General features: G+C 59.7%; 12 protein-coding genes and 1 tRNA gene. 6 read left to right on the top strand and 7 right to left on the bottom strand.

Going from position 1 to position 19591, the window contains the following annotated elements:
- Window positions 1-24: 24 nt before the first annotated feature.
- From RBB81_RS17915 to RBB81_RS17905, 3 genes are all read right to left on the bottom strand, one after another.
- Window positions 25-588, bottom strand: a complete 564-nt coding sequence (locus tag RBB81_RS17915) for a tetratricopeptide repeat protein (RefSeq protein WP_353071577.1) — start codon at window positions 586-588, stop codon at window positions 25-27.
- Window positions 589-762: 174 nt separating this feature from the next.
- Window positions 763-1350 (bottom strand): DUF4254 domain-containing protein, encoded by a 588-nt coding sequence (locus tag RBB81_RS17910; protein ID WP_353071576.1) that lies wholly within the window; start codon window positions 1348-1350, stop codon window positions 763-765.
- An 87-nt stretch (window positions 1351-1437) separates the two neighbouring features.
- On the bottom strand, window positions 1438-2724 hold the full coding sequence (locus RBB81_RS17905) for a GlcNAc-transferase family protein (RefSeq protein WP_353071575.1): 1287 nt from the start codon (window positions 2722-2724) through the stop codon (window positions 1438-1440).
- A gap of 96 nt (window positions 2725-2820) precedes the next feature.
- Here RBB81_RS17905 and RBB81_RS17900 point away from each other — a divergent pair, with 96 nt between their 5' ends.
- From RBB81_RS17900 to RBB81_RS17885, 4 genes are all read left to right on the top strand, one after another.
- Window positions 2821-3888: a glycosyltransferase family 9 protein gene (locus RBB81_RS17900; protein WP_353071574.1), complete on the top strand. Its 1068-nt coding sequence runs from the start codon at window positions 2821-2823 to the stop codon at window positions 3886-3888.
- A 60-nt stretch (window positions 3889-3948) separates the two neighbouring features.
- Window positions 3949-5457, top strand: a complete 1509-nt coding sequence (gene hldE, locus RBB81_RS17895; RefSeq protein WP_353071573.1) for a bifunctional D-glycero-beta-D-manno-heptose-7-phosphate kinase/D-glycero-beta-D-manno-heptose 1-phosphate adenylyltransferase HldE — start codon at window positions 3949-3951, stop codon at window positions 5455-5457.
- Window positions 5454-6437, top strand: coding sequence for an ADP-glyceromanno-heptose 6-epimerase (gene rfaD / locus RBB81_RS17890; protein ID WP_179584301.1), 984 nt, complete (start codon window positions 5454-5456; stop codon window positions 6435-6437). The genes hldE and rfaD overlap by 4 nt, the downstream gene beginning before the upstream one ends.
- Before the next feature lie 86 nt (window positions 6438-6523).
- Entirely contained in the window at window positions 6524-7735 is a 1212-nt protein-coding gene (locus tag RBB81_RS17885; RefSeq protein ID WP_353071572.1) for an ATP-grasp domain-containing protein, read from the top strand.
- 23 nt (window positions 7736-7758) lie between these two features.
- Here RBB81_RS17885 and RBB81_RS17880 read toward each other — a convergent pair whose 3' ends face one another.
- The 4 genes from RBB81_RS17880 to RBB81_RS17865 all read right to left on the bottom strand — a co-directional run bounded on the left by RBB81_RS17880 (window position 7759) and on the right by RBB81_RS17865 (window position 12113).
- Window positions 7759-9330 (bottom strand): GMC family oxidoreductase, encoded by a 1572-nt coding sequence (locus RBB81_RS17880; protein ID WP_353071571.1) that lies wholly within the window; start codon window positions 9328-9330, stop codon window positions 7759-7761.
- A 25-nt stretch (window positions 9331-9355) separates the two neighbouring features.
- A complete protein-coding gene (locus RBB81_RS17875; protein ID WP_353071570.1) occupies window positions 9356-10069 on the bottom strand; it encodes a gluconate 2-dehydrogenase subunit 3 family protein in 714 nt (237 codons plus the stop codon).
- Window positions 10070-10285: 216 nt separating this feature from the next.
- Complete coding sequence (locus RBB81_RS17870; protein WP_353071569.1) at window positions 10286-11839, bottom strand: sulfatase-like hydrolase/transferase; 1554 nt, start codon at window positions 11837-11839, stop codon at window positions 10286-10288.
- A 198-nt stretch (window positions 11840-12037) separates the two neighbouring features.
- Window positions 12038-12113 (bottom strand) — tRNA-Lys (locus tag RBB81_RS17865).
- 454 nt (window positions 12114-12567) lie between these two features.
- On the opposite strand from RBB81_RS17865, the gene RBB81_RS17860 reads away from it, so the two are divergent.
- Window positions 12568-14904: a cellulose synthase operon protein YhjQ/BcsQ gene (locus tag RBB81_RS17860; RefSeq protein ID WP_353071568.1), complete on the top strand. Its 2337-nt coding sequence runs from the start codon at window positions 12568-12570 to the stop codon at window positions 14902-14904.
- Entirely contained in the window at window positions 14901-19520 is a 4620-nt protein-coding gene (bcsA, locus tag RBB81_RS17855; RefSeq protein ID WP_353071567.1) for a UDP-forming cellulose synthase catalytic subunit, read from the top strand. Before RBB81_RS17860 ends, bcsA begins: the two co-directional genes overlap by 4 nt.
- Window positions 19521-19591: the final 71 nt, after the last annotated feature.

The raw sequence follows: 19591 nt of genomic DNA, 5'->3' as shown, positions 1-19591 counted from the left end.
TGTCGGCCTGGAGCAAGTTCGTAGTTACGCCTCGGGATACAGCAGCTCCGTAAAACGAGGATCGTCGGCCATATCCTGAAAGTCCGAGTCAGCCCGCGCCTGAATCCTGTTCCGTGGATTCTGTCGGATCGCCTCGGTCAGATGCTCCAGGCAATGATGCGAATCTCCCGTCATGCTCGCCAGCACCGCGAGACCGTAAAAGGCATAGTCCGCCTTATCATTCTCCTTCAGGATCAGGTTGAAGTGCTCCCGGGCATCTTCGTAGTGTCCGTCGTTCAGCAGAGAGATGGCGTAATCGTATTGTTCTTCGCAGTTGGAAAAGGCATTCTTTCCCTTGATCATCTGCTGCGCACAGGCAGTCGAGTACATGCGGACCCGGTCGCTCAGTTCACCTGCGCCTGCAGCCAGCATCTTGTCGAACGCAGCATGGGCCTTGTCGTACTTTCCATCCTGCATCAGCCGCAGCGCAGTTTCGTAATGAGCCACCACTTGCGCGCGCGCATTGTCGTTTGTCTGAGGAATGGTTCCAGCGATCGTGCGTGGAGCACGTTTTGTTGCAGGTGCAGTTGCAGTCTTTGTCTGAGCCATCGTCATTCCTGTCGCCTAAGGCGTTTCTGAGCTCTCCCATTCTAACGGGTGCTCAATTTAGTTTGTTCTCGTGTCGGTTTTATACGCAGACCTGGCCTTCAGGTCAACCCCACCTCAGTGCGGGTGCAACGGAACCCCCCTCTATCGTTCCAAGTCTCATCACACCGCAAATGGCTAACTCCGCCCGTACACCGCCGGGTTCAACTCCGGGTCGTTATACATCTTCATCTGCCGATAGAGCTTAAACCGTCGCCTTCCCCCCAGCACCTCGCTCCACAGCACATCCAGGCAGCCTGCCAAATCCTGGCGCTGCTCCGCCAGCAAAGCCAGCCGTCCCACGTTGCGCGAGCGATGCTCCTCGGTCGCGCTCGCCCTGTGCGCCTCCTCCCGCGTGTGGTAAATCTTCAACGCCAGAATGGAGAGTCGATCAATCATCAGCCCCGGCGTCTCCGAGTGCAGGGGAGCAATCGGATCCTGCTCCAGCCGAGCCATCAGCCACAGATCCATCTTCTCCACCAGATCGTTCCGTCGCTGGTTTAACGCATCGATCGCATGCTTCACCCGCACGATCTCCGTGTCCGCCACGCCCGGAACCCTCGCTTTATCCTCCTCATGCCAGAGCTCGAAGTTGGCCTGATGCTGCGCTATCGCCAGCGCCATCAACCCATCAGCGCCAGTCTCAAACCCCTCCTCGTTCTCTGTCACATGCAGGGCTGCGGTCATCTCGTCCTGCATCCGGGTTATCAGAAGTGCATCGAGCATAGGCCCTCCTCCCAATCAAAGACTTTACCAGTTGCTGCAGTCAGGGTCCTGTCCACTCAAAGACCCTCAACAGAGACACCGCATATTTTATTCAGTGTCTTCTTCGAGGACGATCGTGTAGTCCTCATCGCCCAGGGTGCCTTCAATCCTGTTCAGCCATCCGAGCGAGCGGCTCACCGGCCAAACTGTCCAGGCTGCGGGAATCGTACCCGACTCAAACTCGCAAACCAGAACGATCTTTGATTCGCCGCTCGGAAGCGTAGCCAGTTGCGATTGCGGAATGTCCTGACGATAAATCTCGGCGCGACTCTCATCCTTCACCCCGACGTACCAGAACTCGGGATCGTCGAGCGCCGCAGCAGGCAGTGCCGCGCGATCAAACGTAATCCGGACCATCCACGGAAATATCTGTCCGGCCCAGTCGGGAGCAGCTTCGGGATTAGGCGGCTCCTCACCCCGCACCGTGTAATCTTGAGCCTTTCGCAGCTTGAACGAAAGTCCCGCATAAGCCTCATACTCCTCAAGGCTCCGCGTCGATCCCAATCCAAAGCTCTCCACTGCTTGTCCCGCAATCAGACGCCGCACCTTCTCCCTGCTGCGAGAGTCCAGTTCGTGCCACAAGCAACCGGCCTTGTCCTCGGTAGCCTCGGTGTGATCTCCCCAGTGCTTCGGCGCCGCCGGTCTGCCGTAGTCGTGCCAGACAATCGTCTCCTGCGGATGAAACAGGTCATATCCGCTGGTGAAGGCACGCAGCGTCATCGCCGTCTCCTCTCCCAGAAAATACAACTCGGGATCGTATCCAATCTCTTCCACAAAAGTGCCCTGGGCAAACAAAAAACCCGCCGAAAGGAATCGCGCCCGTCGCGGCCTCGTCAGGTTCTGCCAATCCGCAATCGCCAGCGGCTTCATATGCGGAATACCATCCTCGGTAAAGCCCTGAAAGGCCATCTGCAGTGGCCCATCCGCCAGCACCTCGTCGCCACCGGGCGTAAAGGGCGAAGCATACGTACTCAAAATCGGCTTATCGCTCTCCGTCTGCCCCATCTCGTCGAGCAGCTTCGTATCCCAATCCCACGCAAACCGGCAGTGTGAGTCCACCTGCAGAAACCATTCCTCGCCCCGCCACAGCTTCAGCACCTCGGACCGCGCCCAGCAGGCCCCCTTACTCTCCCGCCAATCAACGGCAAGTATCCTGAAGCAGTCGTCATTGCGAAAGGGAAAAGTATCTTCCTTCGGATCGTGTTGCCAGCAGATACCAAATCGCAGTCGTTCCGGGTGGCGAGCCTTCGCGATGCAGTCTTCCATCGTAGGAACCAGCTGCGGATCGCGATATGCAGCGATCGAGACAAAAATCAAGTGATTCGCTTCGTTCAAACCCACGTTCCTCGCTCGATTAGGCTAACAGGGTCCTACTCCCCCTTTCGTTCTATTTGCCGTAACTCCCGGAACCAAGCAGACTAGACAGAGACAATGGCAACCTCCCCAAAACGGGTTCTGATCTACCGCCTCGGCAGCCTCGGCGACACTCTCATCGCACTCCCCGCCCTGCACCTCGTCGCCCGCGCCTTCCCGCAGGCCGAACGCCGCATCCTCACCAACTTCCCCGTCAACGTCAAAGCCCCGCCCGCCGCCGCCATCCTCGAAAACAGCGGCCTCGTCCACGGCTACTTCCGTTACGTCGTCGGTATGCGCAGCCCACGAGAACTAGTTTCCCTTTGGTGGCAGCTCCTGCGCTGGCGCCCAGAAGTCCTGGTCTACATGGGGTCTGCGCGAGGAGTAGAGTCGGCACGCCGTGACGAAAAGTTCTTCCGTCTATGCGGAATAACGCGACTCATCGGCGTCCCCCTCACCGAAGATATGCAGCAGAACCGCTGGGAGCAGCAGATCCAGGCTCTTGAACCAGAGGGAGCACGCCTCACCCGCAATCTCGCCGAATTGGGAGACCCTCGACTCGACGACCCCGCAAGCTGGGATCTCCGCCTCACCTCCGCCGAGCATGCCCGCGCCAAAGAAGCTCTCGCATCAGCCGCGGGCCTGCCCGTCATAGCGGTTAGCGTAGGCACCAAAGTCCAATCGAAAGACTGGGGCCGGGAAAACTGGCGTGCACTCCTGCAACGCATCGCCGCTCTCTACCCCAACCATGCACTGGCCCTCTGCGGAGCTCCCGAAGAGGCCGACGCCAGCAACTTCGCAGCCGACGGCTGGAAGCAAAACTCCTCCAAACCCGTAATCAATCTCTGCGGCATCCTCACCCCGCGCGAGAGCGCAGCTGTCTTCGCCCAGTCTCAAATCTTCATCGGTCACGACAGCGGCCCCATGCACCTCGCCGCAGCCGTCCAGACACCTTGCGTCGCCATCTTTGCTGCCCGCAACAAGCCTCGCGTCTGGTTCCCCTATGGTAAACAGCACCGCGTCGTCTACCACCAGACCGATTGCTGGGGCTGCGGCCTCGAAACCTGCATCGTCCAAAAAAAGAAGTGCCTCACCTCCATCACGGTCGACGAGGTGATCACCGAGGTTCGCGCCATCCTCGGCTAGCCGAAAGCACCCACCCCCACTCAAAGATGCGATGATGTTCGCGGGAGATCTTTTTCGTTCATGCTGCCGGAACTTCATTCGATCCTGAACCTGCTTGAGGGCGGCTTCAGTCAACTCAAAGTGCTCGTCGTTGGCGACATCATGCTCGACCGCTATATCCACGGCGAGGTTGAGCGCATCTCCCCCGAGGCCCCGGTTCCGGTCATCCGCCACGCCCAGCGTTACGAGCGTGCCGGTGGAGCAGCCAACGTAGCTATGAACCTCGCCGGCCTCGGCTGTCAGACCTTCCTTGCAGGCCTCTGGGGCAGTGACTCCGAGCAGGCAGAACTAGCCGCCATCCTCGAACGCGCCAACATCAACACCGCCGGGGTCGTCTCAAGCTCGCTCCCTACCATCTCAAAGACCCGCATCGTCGGCCGCATGCAGCAACTCTTGCGCCTCGACATCGAGAGCCGAGACCCCGTCCCGGCAATCGAAGGTCAACGCCTCCAGGAACGCGCCGTCGAGCTGGTCTCGAAGGTCCACGCAGTCATCCTCTCTGACTACGCCAAAGGCGCACTCACCCGTTCTCTCTGCGAGTCCGTCATCCGCGCCGCACGCACCGCCGGCATCCCCGTCTTCGCCGACCCCAAGACCCCGGACTTCAGCAAATACTCTGGCGCAACCACTATCTGTCCGAATCTCGGTGAACTCTCCGCAGCGACCGGCATCCCCTCCCACCACACCGACGAACTCCTCGCCGCAGCCCAGGCCTTAGTCACTGAACACGACTTCAAATTCCTCACCGTCACCATGAGCGAGAAGGGAATCACAGTCCTCCGCCCACCATCGGCAGACAGCACCGGTATCTATCACTCACCCGCGCGAGCCCGTGAGGTATTCGACGTCTCAGGAGCTGGCGACACCGTCATCGCAACCCTCGCAGCCAGCATCGCAGGCGGCCTCCAGATCGAAACCGCAGTCGAGCTTGCCAACCTCGCCGCCGGGATCGTGGTCAGCAAGGTAGGCACCGTACCCATCGCAGCGCACGAGCTGGTAGCCGCCCTCACTCCCAGCTCCGGACTCACCGCCGGCGAAAAGATCCTCGACCTCGAGCGCATCAAACTCCGCGTAGCCGAGTGGCGCTCCTCGGGCGAGACCATCGTCTTCACCAACGGCTGCTTCGACCTCCTCCATGTCGGCCACATCACCCTGCTCGAAGATTGCCGCCGCTTCGGTTCCAAGCTCGTCCTGGGCCTCAACGCCGACGCCTCCGTCTGCCGCCTCAAAGGCCCAACCCGCCCCATCGTCTCGGAACGAGAACGCGCCCGCGTCATGGCCGCCCTGGCCGCAGTAGACGCCGTCGTTCTCTTCGAAGAAGACACCCCCCTCGAACTCATCCGCGCGCTGCGGCCCAACGTACTGGTCAAAGGCGGCGACTACACCGTCGAAACAGTGGTCGGCCACGAAGATGTCATCGCCTACGGAGGACGAGTCGAGATAGTCCCTACCGTGGAGGGCTTCTCCACTACCAACATCGTAAAAAAGCTCACGGCAAATCCCACCCCGAGCGAGGAGATTAAGAAGTGATCATCGTCACCGGCGGAGCAGGCTTCATCGGCAGCAACCTCATCCAGCAGCTCAACCGCGCAGGCGAACGCAACATCCTGCTCGTGGACAACTTCGCTCCCGCCGCCAACCTCACCGGCCCGAAGTTCCTCAATCTCGCCGGAGCCGAATATGCCGACTACATGGACAAGCGCGAGTTCCGCGCCGCACTCAAAGCCGGCGACTTCGAGAACACCAGAATCCGCGCCATCCTCCATCAGGGCGCCTGTTCGAACACCCTCGAAGACGACGGCCGTTACATGATGGACAACAACTTCACCTACTCCAAAGAGTTGCTGCACTTCGCACTGGAACGTAAAGTTCCTCTGGTCTACGCCTCAACCGCTGCTGTCTACGGAGCCAGCACCAACTTCACCGAAATCCCCGCCAACGAACGCCCCCTCAACGTCTACGGCTACTCGAAGCTCGTCTTCGACAACTACGTCCGCCGCCATCTTCACGACATGAAGTGCACCGTCGTCGGACTGCGCTACTTCAATGTCTACGGCCCGCGCGAACAGCACAAAGGCCGCATGGCCAGCGTCATCCACCACTTCACCCGCCAGCTCAAAGGCACCGGCACCATCCGGATGTTCGAGGGCTCAGGCGGCTACGCCGACGGCGAGCAGCGTCGCGACTTCGTCTTCGTCAAAGACCTCGCTCGCATCAACATGTTCTTCGCCGGCCTCCTCCCCGAGAGTCCCAAAAAACCCATCCACGCCGTCGTCAACGCAGGCACCGGCGAAGCCCGCACCTTCAAGGCTGTCGCCGAGTCGCTCATGCAGGTTCACGGCCAGGGCAACATCGAATACATTCCATTCCCAGGCGACCTGAAAGACCGCTACCAGCACTACACCCAGGCCGACCTCTCCGGTCTCCGTGCTGCAGGCTACACCGCGCCCTTTACAGCGCTTGAGGACGGTATAAAACAAACCTTCGCCGAGGAGCCCGCTGCAAACTAGTTCCTCGCATCAAAAAAAACAGGTACTCTAACCGAACCTCAAACTGTTCGACCTGCAATTTGTTCCTACCGACCAGAGGAGCCAGTGTGACTGATACGCAACGGAACCCCACGATTCTCTGCATCAGCACCTACGAAAAAGGGCAGCCCTTCATGAAAGAGGCTGCGCGTCTCGGCGCGGACGTTCTCCTCCTCACCGTCGACAAACTCGAACACGCCGACTGGCCCCGCGAATCGCTCACCAAACTAATCACCATGCCCGAGCAGCTCACCCCCGAGCAGGTCCTGAATACCGTCGCGTACCTCGCGCGCACAAACCACATCGACCGGATCGTCGCGTTAGACGAATTCGACCTCGAAGTCGCCGCTCTTCTGCGCGAACACCTGCGCCTCCCCGGAATGGGCGAATCACTCACCAGAAACTTCCGCGACAAGCTGGCCATGCGTGTAAGCGCGAAGCAAAAAGGTGTCCCCGTTCCTGAGTTCACGGGAGTCTTCAACTACGACGACCTTCACTCCTTCCTCGATAGCGTGTCCGGACCATGGCTGCTGAAGCCCCGCACCAACGCCTCTGCCATCGGAATCCGCAAAATCGAGTCGCCCAACGACTTGTGGCCCATCCTCGACGAACTAGGCGACCTCCAGTCGCACTATGTCCTCGAGCGCTTCGTCCCCGGCGAGATCTTTCACATGGAAGGCGTCACCTGGAACGGCAAGATACTCTTCGGCGCACCCTACAAATATGGCAAGCCACCCATGCAGACGATGCACCAGGGAGGCATCTTCAGCACTCGCGCGCTGGACAGGGAATCGAGCGACGCGCTCGCTCTCGCCGCAATCCACCAACAGGTGATTGAATCCCTTGGTCTCGTCTCTGGTGTCACCCACACCGAGTTCATCAAGTCAGAGGCCGACGGCAGCTTCTACTTCCTCGAGACCGCAGCCCGCGTCGGCGGCGCTCACATCGCCGATGTCGTCGAGTTCGCATCCGGCATCAACCCCTGGGTCGAGTGGGCGAGAATTGAAGTCGCCACGCTTCTCAACATGGAGTACACCCTCCCAAATCTAAAACACCAATACGCCGGCAGCGTCATCTGCCTCGCGCGACAGGAGCATCCCGACACCAGCACCTACGACGCGCCCGAGATCGTTCACCGTCTCAGTCGCCATCACCATGCCGGCCTCATCCTTCGTGCCGACTCCGCCGAACGCATCGAAGAACTCATCGGTCAATACACACACCGCTTCCTCGAAGACTTCTGCGCCATCGTTCCTCCTCCAGATAAACCGACAGCTTAGAGTTGCCACAGGTGGTGTCTCCTTTAAACATTTCCTCTGCTCATCTCGCCAGCGAGATACTCGGAAGCGCGCATCGAGAGCGCCAGGATAGTCATCGTCGGGTTCTGCCAACCCGCACTCACAAAGCTGGCTCCATCGACGACGAATAGATTCTTATGATCCTGGCTCTGGCACCACTTATTCAGCACGCTCTTCTTTGGATCATCGCCCATGCGACAGGTGCCGACCTCATGAATGCTGTATCCCGGCGGATTTGGGACGACGTTCTTCGAAAGCACTTCGAATCCAGCCGCATCCGCGATGGAGCAGCCAACTTCGACCGCGTCCTTCGCCATATTTAACTCGTTGTCGGTATACCGGGTCTCGATATGCAGCACTGGAATACCCCACGCGTCGACCTCTTCTTTGTCGATGCGGACGTGATTCTCGTAGCGCCCGAGTACCTCGCCCATCACCGTGATGTAGAACCCGCTTCCGTTGTATTCGTGCAGCTTCTGCTGCAGCTCAGCACCATAGGCCGCGAAGTTGCGTGGCTCGACCCCACCCATGCGGCTGGTTACATTCAACGCGTAGCCGCGCAAAAACTTGTCATACTTCGTCGTAATGTTACGGAAACGCGGAACGATTGCTGAGCCGCCCATCAACTGTTCTGTTGCCTTACCGTTCCGCGCCTCAGGCACCGAGCAGGTAACGCCCGGTCCGTAGATCTGGTCCATCAGGAAGTGCCCCATAACGCCGCTCGAGTTGCCGAGATTTGAGTTCAACAACAGGCGCGTGCTCTCAAGCGTTCCCGCGGCTAACACAACCACGCGGGCCTTCACATGCATCTCCCGTCGCGAGAGCCGGTCAATGAAGTGGCATCCATTTGGCTGGCCGGTGTTCGGATCAACCGTTATCTGCCGAACGACTGCATTGGCGATTGAGGTCAGCTTGCCGGTCCGTTCTGCATCCGGCAGCAGAAGATTCACAGAACTCGCGAGACCGTCGCGGCCTTGCGCGCGGCGTTGCTTGCAGACCGGCATGTCGTACGCCTGCGAAGCCTTGATAAACCGCTGCATCGACTCCGACCACACATCGTCGACAGGAACGAAGTTGCCATTCGGCATCTGTGGCGGCCCGTCCTGCGCGCCCGCCACCTGGAAGATCTCCTCCACCCGCGAATAGTACGGCGCCAGGTCGGAGAGACTGATGGGCCAGTCTTCGCCGAAGCCGTCATGCGATTTGGCCTTGAACTCGTAGTCGCTCAAACGGAACGACTGACGCGACCAGAACAGTGAGCGGCCACCGAACAAACGCACCCGCACCCAGTTGTAAGGAGCCGCGGGATCGAACGTGTAGGGAACTTCTTCTTCATCCACCCAGACGTTTGCATTGAACTCGTTGGCCTGGAAGACGTGCTCCAGCCGACCTGGTGGTTTGAAGCCGCGATATGGCAGATCGTATGCTGGCTTGCGTTGTGCATCTCTGGCTACGTCGGCCACGGGGCCCGCGTTCAGCATCAGGCACCGCATGCCCTTTTCCGTCAGAATCTTGGCAGCCATGCCTCCAGCGTGCCCCGACCCGACAATGAGTACATCGAATGTTGTGTCTGTCATTATGTTTTCTAGGAGTCACTCACTTCTAACGCGGGTAGGAAGGCATGGTGTGCGCGGCCTTGGGGACAGCCATTACGTGCGGCGGAAGGTTTGTAGAGGTTGCGCCCAGGCTCGCCATATCCGGCTCGATTGGAGACCAGTAGAGCCCTCCCGTCACCCAGTCCTGCCCGGCAGCCGCGCCGGCATCGTCCCAGGCCTTCGAGTTCATGGTCGCAGTCCGGATGTCTTCATGTGCGATGTTGATGAAGTCTGCGTGCGGCTCGGTCGGGGGATGGTCCGTCATCCATGTACGCAGCCAGGGCTTGATGAGCGCATCCGCCTGAGTCGCGTTCAACTGCGCGAACATCATCTTGTACTTGGTCTTTGCCTCTGCGTTGAGCCAATCGAGGCCGTCGCGATAGAGCTTCTTGTGCACCTCGGGCGAGCTGCCAATCAGGGAGTCGAGGAACATGGGGGTCCCTGCCAGAAGCGCGCCGGGCTTATTCGCTACCGCTGGCAGCAGCAAATCGCAGAGCCGCGTGAACGTCGCAAGTTGAGACGGAGTAAAAAAGCTCGCATCGATCTCTGCGATCCCATCGGCCACTTCCGTGACAGGCAGCGGCGTCTTGGGATTCAGCCCCAGCGTCCACGGAGTGGGAGCTGGAGGTGGCGGCTCAGGACTCGCTGTCTGCTGGGCAAGCAGTGCCTTCGGTAGAAGTCCTACCGAGATGACACAGCGTACGAATTCACGACGCAGCATAGACCTCCTTTTGCTTGCAGAAAGATTACACTCCAGCTTCTTCCGTCGTCCAACAGGTGCGGCGGCATGCGCGATCTCAGAGAATCGTTTCGCCTGCTGTCTCGCCGGTCATTGAGCACTCTCTCAAGAAATATTTCAGTTGTTGATTCAATACGCCCATGCGTCGATCGGCGCAGCAGGGTATGCGTTGGTCGGTACTAGTGAGGACATCATCGATCACTTAAGCTGCGCTGGTGTAGTGATCTGTCCCGTAAATAACTTGTCGAAGAGCTCCCGCGTTCTTATCGAATCAAACGGCTCGTCAATTCGCGCAGGAGTAGTTTGCGAGGGAAGCTTCACGATATAAGCAGGCCTGTCGTCAAATCGAACATTGTCTGAAGCAATGCGTTCCTCTTCCGTCCACCCCGCGGCCTTCGCCCAGAACAGGCTAACTCGCCATGAGTGATCGCCCATAATCACCAGCGTCGAGTCGTTCCAGGTGCCATTCTCTTCCAGTTCATGCCGGACATGCGCCAGGTACACATCGCACAGTGCAAGGTTGTCGAGGTAGCTTGGGTGAGATACCTCGAAACTACCCGTATGCCGATTGTAGATTCCTCCCGGATGCGGGATAGGCATATGTAAAAGAATGAAGTCTACCGATGGGTCTCGCAGAAGTTCGTCTCCCGCAGCGACAATCTCTTGGTAGTCCTGTTGATGGAGTCTGAGTTCGTCCGAAGGAGCGTTCTGACGCGGAAACAGATGCACAAGCCTGGCAAGATTTGCAAGATGATCTACTACTGGCTGCTCGCTGTTCCAGCCGATGCTTTGTTCCGGATACATCCCGCCGGGCAGAGCTATATGACTAGTCCAGAAACACCGGTCGAGAACCTCTGGCAGAATGCGGCAATAGGGGTTGTACCACCCCGCCACTGCTGTCGTGTAACCCGCATCGATCGCGTCCTGAAAGACTGTTTTGTGAGGATCTAAAATACCCCACGTCCCCGTAGATCGTTCATGCACCTCAAGAGGCCAGCCGACAACAGAGACCCGTACGCCATCGTATCGTTGTCCTGAGAAGAGGGAAGGAAGTACCTGTTCTGTATACAGACCGCTCGGGACAGTATGCGTGAAGACGGTTGCGGTACGAGCCAACTGGGTGAAGGCAGGCAACTCGAGGCCAGGAGAGCGATGCTCATAGACCTGCCGATAAGAAAGTTCATCAAAGAGAATCCAGATGATTCGCCCGTGACGATGAGAAGAAGCGCTGATTCCCGTTCGCTGATGCAGGGGGCGAGGAGCGTTCAGATGACGAGCCTGCCATGAGAACAACATCGCCTGCAAAATGATTACCATCCCGCTCAACGCTGCAAATCCGAGTATCGGTATCGCCAATTGCTTCGCACGATGCAGAATCGGTTGAACGCGAGAACGCCAAGCAGCCGCCGAAATGACGATCATGCAAACCACAACGGCAAAGGCAACGTTGACAATGCTGGGAACAGGATCTCCTCGCAAGGCACACCAGTCTTTCAGCACCATCCAGCTGAGGGCAATTCCTAAAGCGCCCCACACCCATGAGTTGAATCGTGGATGTTTGCTTCCCCACACGAGTAGGAGAGACAGCGCCAGCCACACCCCGGCGAAGTTCAGCAATACCGGCACGAGCACCGCACTGACTGACCCCGTCAAGTGGTAAAACTCCGTGTGCAAAGGGGACGCTAATGGCTCCAGCAGGGTCAGCAGGACGATTGTGCTTGCGCCGAAGGCGGTTGTAACCGGGTGTCTCAACAACTTACGTGAGCCCTTCTACCGAAAAGTCGAGGATTGAAAGTTGTTGAACCGGACATTCTGTTGATCGCGCAAAACTCACCCGGGCCCATGGGCCCGGGTCCTTGAAGCCACCGAACTCTTTCTTCATGGTTGGGGACGATTTCTTGAGCTCGACCATCTAGAAGAAGCTATAAGTATCTGATTTTAGGATATTTATGGTGAGAGCGCTGGGGCTCGAACCCAGGACCAACGCCTTAAAAGGGCGATGCTCTACCAACTGAGCTACGCTCTCAGACCACACTACCAAGTTAGCACATTTGGACCCATGGATAGAGAGACGGACGTTTCCTTCAACCGGCGCCAGCATAAGCTTTTACCGGCTCCCATCACTGCGCCCGGAGGAAAAGGAGGCTCTCTATGCCGGCGCCATGACTCGACCCCCAAACACAGGTCTCCCAGGCACGTCATGCTCCGTTCCGTTCTTTTTTCGGAATCGAACCCGAAAAGTTCCATTTCGGGAAGACAGTTTTCACCCCAAATCTGGCCGGGATTGATGCGGAAAACCCGCGCCACCATTGAATTCTCACACTTAAGTCGCACAACGGTTTCATTGACTTGGGGTATCACCCACAGTAGCCTCAGGCTATTGCATTGGAACAGGTGCAACCACCTCTTTGAGCTGGCAGCGAACCGGCGCAGTTCAAACCAAAAGAATCCGCTTCACCGAACTCATAGGACCAAGAGCTATGGACTCTCGCGGCACAGACAAGATCACCGACAAGGTCGAGGATCTCGCAGTAACAGAAACACCCGAAGATGTTGCTGTACTTTATTCCTGGGCAAATCTTCACGGAGCCAAGTACCGCGACTTCTCAGCCTCGCGTCGCGAGTATCGTGCGCAGCTGAGACATCGCGCCGCCGAACAGGTACGGGAGCAGGCCTTACTGGCTCAGGCCGAAGCCGAAGACGCAGCTGCAACCGCAGATGCCGCAGCACGCAACGCGTCGAAGGTCGCACTCGATCCTTATTCCGAAGACTCCGACTCCCATAGGCGGCGCGCGCTCCGCGAGGCTGAAGAAGCCGCCAGGACAGCCGCAGCCGAACGCCTGGAAGCCGCTCGCCGCGCCGAAGTCGCCGCCGTTGCCGAAGCCGCCGCCCGCCGTGAAGAACGTGAGATCGCAGAGGCCCACGCCTCCGCCCAGCGACAGGCCGCTCGCTACGCAGACTCGGAGATTCGCCGCAGAGCCGCAGAAGATAATTCAGAGCTTCCCGGCCGAATCTCGGACCCCTACTCTCCTCACCCTCAATCCTCGAGTTCGCCGTCCCCCCAGCCAAATCTTCGCCAGGTCACCGACGCCGCACTGCGCCAACCGTCAGTTTCTCCCCAGGAATCGCCCCTGAGCAGCGATCCAATACAGCCAGAACCGCGGGTTTACGTTAAACAAAATATGACCCCACGCCGCCCCCAGGGCTACCGCCCAGACGAAGCTTCCGGTGTCCGTCAGATTTATCGCGGCCCCGACGACTCTCAAGCCGAGTACACTACTCCTGATCCAATCAGACATTCGATTCCTACGCAAAACCGTGCTGTGCCTGCACCTCTTTTATCCCAGGACATGAAGCCGATCTCCGAACAGCCCGCTCCGTCGCCTCTTTCGCCCTCAAACGAAGGCACGGCCCCGCTCCAGGGTCAACGTCGCACCGACCCTCAGCCACGCGTCGAGTCACCGACGTCTCAGAGCGAACCCGCGTCGTCAACAAACCTGGATCCCCGTTCTCCGTCTGCAAAGGATCCTTCAAAGACATCGGTTGATGCGCCGCTCGATTCCACACGGGATTCTTCGTCAAATCTTTCGCCAGGTACACCGACTCGCCCAAGGTTGTCGGGAGCCTTTCGCTCTGCGCCGCCCATCTCTGCTACACCCCCAAGACCAGTCTCGCCGTTCTCTCAAGCGCTGGTACCCTCGGACTCCACCCGCGGTCGCCGGGCCCAGGACGACTTCGACTACCAACAGCCGCACAGTCCATCCGAACCGCCCCGTCGCACCTCTGCAGATCCTTCTGCTGAGCCCGCGCCATTGGCCTCTGCACGGCCGGCCTTCCAAGCCGATCCAGCCGGCCCGGCCTGGCTCTACGCTCCACCCGCTCAGCCCATCACTCCAAAGCCGCTCGCCCCGCAGTCGCCAACCTCTCAATCCTCCGTAGCCGACACCCTCCAGCACTCCAGGGAACGCGTCGCCGCCCGCTGGTATGCCCTCAAGGGCGTCTTCGAGCAGCCCGGACAGGATCAGCCCGAAGCTGCTCCCGTGCGTCAAAAAGAGACCCGCACCCCCGTCCTCGCCGTCTTCTCTCTCGCTGGCGGAGTCGGCAAGACCAGCCTCGTCGCGACGGTAGGTCGGGCTCTCTCTTCTATGGGAGAAAAAGTTTTGCTCACCGACACCACCTCTCACGGCCTGCTTCCGTTCTACTTCGGCGCCAGCGAACTTCGTCACGGCACCGTCCGCACGTTTTCCCCTCCCAGCGGCAGCACCGACGCTCCCATCTACCTCGTCAGCTACGACGTCGACCACAAGACCACCGACGATGAGGCGCAGGAGCTGCTCGCCGAGGAGATCATCAGCAACGGCCGCGGCGCCCACCGCATTCTGCTCGACCTCACCGTGGGCTCCAGTTGGATCGTCCGCCGCATGTCCCGCATGAGCCCGACCATTCTCGTTCCCGTCGCGCCCGATATGAACTCCGTCATCAGCCTTCAAACCGTCGAAAAGTTTTTCAGCGGCGTCAATGACGGCGACGGTCGCCCCCTGCAGCCCTTCTACGTGCTCAATCAGTTCGACACCTCGCTGCCGCTGCACCTCGACGTCCGTGAGGTGATGCGCCGGCAGTTAGGAGATCGCCTCCTCCCCTTCGTCATCCGCCGCGCACAGTCCGTCAGCGAAGCCCTCGCCGAGGGCATGACCGTAGTCGATTACGCCCCCGACGCCCCTGTCGCAGAAGACTATCTGAACCTGGCCACATGGCTCCGCACCGTAGCCGCCCCGGCAACCGCCGGCTTCCGAAACGTTCGTTGGAGCGAACGATGAGGGAGGGTCCTCTCTTCGATCAACTTCAATCAGGCGACGCTCTCTTCTACAAAGCCCTACGCTTTCTTATCCTTCTCAGCGGAGTATTTCTTCTAGCATTCACCGGCATCCTCGAACTTACCTGGCCCCAGCAGATCGTCCTTGGCATTCTCACCGTAGCCCTGGTCATCTGGATGGACCGCAGCTCCGGCTCCTACCTCGTCACTCTGACGCTGATGCTGGCCTCCATGTTCTCCACCTTCCGCTACGGCTTCTGGAGAGTCTCCACCACCCTCAAATTCTTCCTCGATCCCGGCTCAACCTGGAGCTTTCTTGACGGCTTCTTCATCTGCCTCCTGCTCTTCGCCGAAATCTACGCCTTCGTCGTCCTCTTTCTCGGCTACTTCCAAACGCTCTGGCCGCTGCGCCGCACGCCCGTCTCGTTGCCCGACGAAATCACTCAGTGGCCTGCCGTTGATCTCCTCATCCCCACCTACAACGAGCCCCTCAGCCTCGTAAAGTACACGGCCCTCGCCGCCATGAACATCGACTGGCCCGCAGACAGGCTCAACGTCTACATCCTCGACGACGGCAAACGCGAAGAGTTTCGCCAGTTCGCCAAAGAAGCCTCCATCGGCTACATGACGCGCGACGACAACGAGCATGCCAAGGCCGGCAACATCAACCACGCCCTCGCCCAACTCAACGCTCCCTATGTCGTAATCTTCGACTGCGATCACGTCCCCACCCGAAGCTTCCTGCAGATCACCATGGGCTGGTTCCTGCGCGACAAGAAGCTCGGCATGCTGCAAACCCCCCATCACTTCTACTCGCCCGACCCGTTCGAACGAAATCTTGGCCAGTTCCGCACCATCCCCAACGAAGGCGAGCTCTTCAACGGCATCGTCCAGGATGGCAACGACTTCTGGAACGCGACTTTCTTCTGCGGATCCTGCGCGGTCCTCCGCCGCTCCGCCCTCGACCAGATCGGCGGCATCGCCGTCGAAACCGTCACCGAGGACGCCCACACCTCCCTCCGCATGCAAAGAAACGGCTGGAACACCGCCTACATCAACATCCCCCAGGCAGCCGGCCTCGCCACCGAACGCCTCAGCGGCCACATCCGTCAGCGCATTCGTTGGGCCCGCGGCATGGTCCAGATCCTCCGCACCGAAAACCCTCTCTTCGCCCGCGGACTCAGCGCAGCCCAGCGTCTCTGCTACTTCAACGCGATGACGCACTTCCTCTACGCTCTGCCGCGCCTCATCTTCCTCACCGCGCCGCTCGTCTATCTCATCTTCGGTCACGTCAATCTACCGGGCTACTGGCTGCTTATCTTCGCCTACGCCCTCCCGCACCTCGTACTCGCTAACATCGCCAACTCCCGCATCCAGGGCCAGCACCGCCACTCCTTCTGGAACCAGATCTACGAGACAGTCCTCGCGCCTTACATCCTTCTTCCCACACTCTTCGCCTTCCTCAACCCCCGATTCGGCAACTTCGACGTAACCGCGAAGGGAGGCGTCGTCACGCGCAGGTTCTTCGACTCGCGCATCGCCCAGCCCTTCCTCCTGCTCTCAGCGCTCAACGCCTTCGGTATACTCTGCGCCATTCCCAGGTTCTTTCCGTTTCCCGGCGCCGGAACTCCATCGCCCCTCCACTTCATCGCAGACATGTACGACGGCGGCCACGTCGGCACCATCCTGATGAACCTGCTCTGGGCCTGCTTCAACATGGTCATCCTCGGCGTCGCCACCTCCGTCGCGTGGGAGAGCCGCCAGCGCCGCCAGGCCGTACGCCTCCCTATGTCGGTCCCCGCCGACGTAGAACTCGCCAACGGAGCCATCGTCCGCGGGGTCACCAGCGACATGTCCAGCGGCGGTCTCATGGTCCGCATCGAGCGTGCCTTCACCGCCCGCATCGGCGACCCCCTCAAACTGACCCTCCCGGTTCTCGACGGCAACGCAACCCTGCCCGCAACAGTCGTCGGAATCGAAGGCAGCACCCTCCGCGCGCAGTTCGACCCGCTCACCCTCCAGCAGGAAGAGGCTCTCACCATGGTCCTCTACTCCCGCGCCGATACCTGGCTTGGATTGGACGAGACCCGCGAAGCCGACAGGCCACTGACCAGCCTGCGCCACATCGTTCAACTCGCCGGCCACGGCTTCGCCCGGACCTTTCGCAGCGGCGCGAAGGCGAAGGAGTCAACTTCCAACCGGGAGTTAGCACCGAGTATCGCGCCACTTCTCGTAGTGGCGATCCTGTTGAGCTCGTCAATCCTCTCCGCACAAGTCCACCCGTTTCATGCCGTTCGTTTCTCCTTACAGAACGACGCAAGCACTCCACAAACCCCGCCCGACGTGCGATCCACACCCGACGCGCAATCCACGCCCGACGTCCAGCCTCCAGAGCCCACCCCGGGGCCAAAGCCACCTTTCATTCGAAGAGTCGCTACACCACCCGCCTTACCCCCGCCTGACGCCTTCGCCAACGTCGTCAACTTCTCCGACCTCGGCGTCCCCCGAACCATCGTTCTGCAGGGCCTCGACGCCTTCAACACGGTTCACTTCTCCTTACCCCAGACGCAGGTCGTCAAGACAGCGACCATGCATCTTCGCTACCACCCCTCTCCCGGCCTCATTCCATCGCTCAGCCATCTCAAAGTGAGCCTGAATGGAAACCTCTTCGCCACTCTTCCCGTCGTCGACCCACACTCCGCCGAAGTTACTCAAGCCACCGGAACAGTTACAAATTCGGTTCCCGCCAAGAACAGCGACCTCCTCGAATCAACCGTCACGCTTCCAGTCGACGCTCTGACACGAGATAACCAGCTGACATTCGAGTTCGTGGGCCACTATGCCTCACAGTGCGAAGACCCCACGCACTCCACCCTCTGGGCTCACATCGACAACAACTCCACCATCGAGTTCACCGGCACGCTCAGCCCACTGCACGACGATCTCAAACTCCTCCCCGCGCCGTTCTACGAGCCACTCGTCAACCCTCATCCTGTCATCCCGATCGTCTTCCTCGGCCAACCAACTCCGAAGGCGCTTCAAGCCGCAGGCATCATAGCCTCCTGGTTCGGCATCCTCGCAGACTCCCGCCCCATCCGCTTCTCGGTCTCAGTCGGAGTCATCCCCGCCGGCAACGCCATCGTCATCGGCCAGAGCGGCGCGTCTCTTCCCGCCTCCCTCCAGATCAACTCGATCGCCGGCCCCACCATCCTCATGAGGCCGAATCCCTCTGACCCGTACTCCAAGGTCCTGATCCTCACCGGGGAGACCGACGCCGATGTCCTCAGCGCAGCCTTGGGGTTCACCCTCCAGCGCGACCTCCTAAGCGGCGAGCGCGTACGCATCCCCGTCATCAAAATGCCCGCTCCGCGAGAAGCCGACGACGCACCCCGCTGGCTAAGCACCGAAAAGAACACACCCATCGGCGACCTCCTCCAAACGAGCAGCCTCCAGACCGACGGCTCCAACCCCGTAGCCATCTACCTTCGCCTCCCCCCCGACCTCTTCTACGGCACGCGCCAAAACCTCGGCTTCCATCTCGGATATCGCTACAACGGCGTCCCCCTCGCGGACGACAGCTCGCTCCAGGTCTATCTCAACGACGCCTACATCCACTCAACGCCGCTATCTCACAGCGACAAACCCTCCCCCGCGCGCATCGTCCCATTCCCAGTCTCGGAGATGCGTCCCTTCTCGAACTCAATTCTTTTGCGCTTCTTCTTCCAACTCGCCAAAAAGCCCGACTGCCCCGACACCACAGCATCGAACCTGCAAGGCTCCATCCTCAAAGACTCCTATCTCGATCTCAAGGACATTCCTCACTTAGCCGTCCTGCCAAACCTCGAGATCTTCGCCAACGCCGGCTATCCCTTCACGCGCAAAGCCGATCTCTCGGACACCGCCATCGTCCTGCCCGACAACCCCAACGCGGAAGAGATCGAGCTCTACCTCACACTCATGGCCCACTTCGGCGCTCAAACCGGCTATCCGGTCCTCAACGTCACCGTCACCAACGCCGAGGGCATGCGGCCCGACGCCCATAAGGACTACCTCGTACTCGGCACCGTCGACGATCAGCCCGCCATCAACCGCCTCAATCCCTCGCTCCCCGTCAGCGTCGATGGCAGCGGCCTTCACATCCAGGACACCCAGGACTTCTTCGCGCAACTCCAGCACGCCTGGTGGAAGGTCCGCAGCTCCGACCACATCCAGTCCGGCCAGCTCGAGACCGCCGGCAGCATCCCCGACGCACTCATCGAAGGCGTCGAGTGGCCCAGCGGATCAAAGCAGTCGGTCGTCGTCATCGCCCTGCGCGACAAAAGCGTCATCCCCGACTTCATCTCCACCTTCCTGCAAACCTCGCAGTCCTCCGACATCTCCCAATCAGTAAGCGTCCTGCACGGCTCGCACTTCTCCTCCTACCGCATCGGCAACGACGTCTACCGTGTCGGCTCTCTCTCGCTGTGGCTCCAGCTCAACATGCTCTTCGCCGACTACCAATGGCTCATGGTCATCTCTACCCTCGTCGTCTGCTTTCTCCTCGCCGTCATCCTTCGCTCTGCGCTGCGCCGCCGGGCACGCGCACGCCTGCAGGGAAACAGCTACACCCACCCGGCCTGAAGCAACAATCTCTGTGAGCCAATACTGAAGCGGGAATATCACCCATCCGACGTACTGTCCGACCCTCTGAA

The organism is Tunturibacter gelidoferens (genome assembly GCF_040358255.1).
GTDB classification, from domain to species: Bacteria; Acidobacteriota; Terriglobia; order Terriglobales; family Acidobacteriaceae; genus Edaphobacter; species Edaphobacter gelidiferens.
Note: the sequence above shows the minus strand (reverse complement) of the source record. Positions and strands in the feature narration are given on the sequence as shown.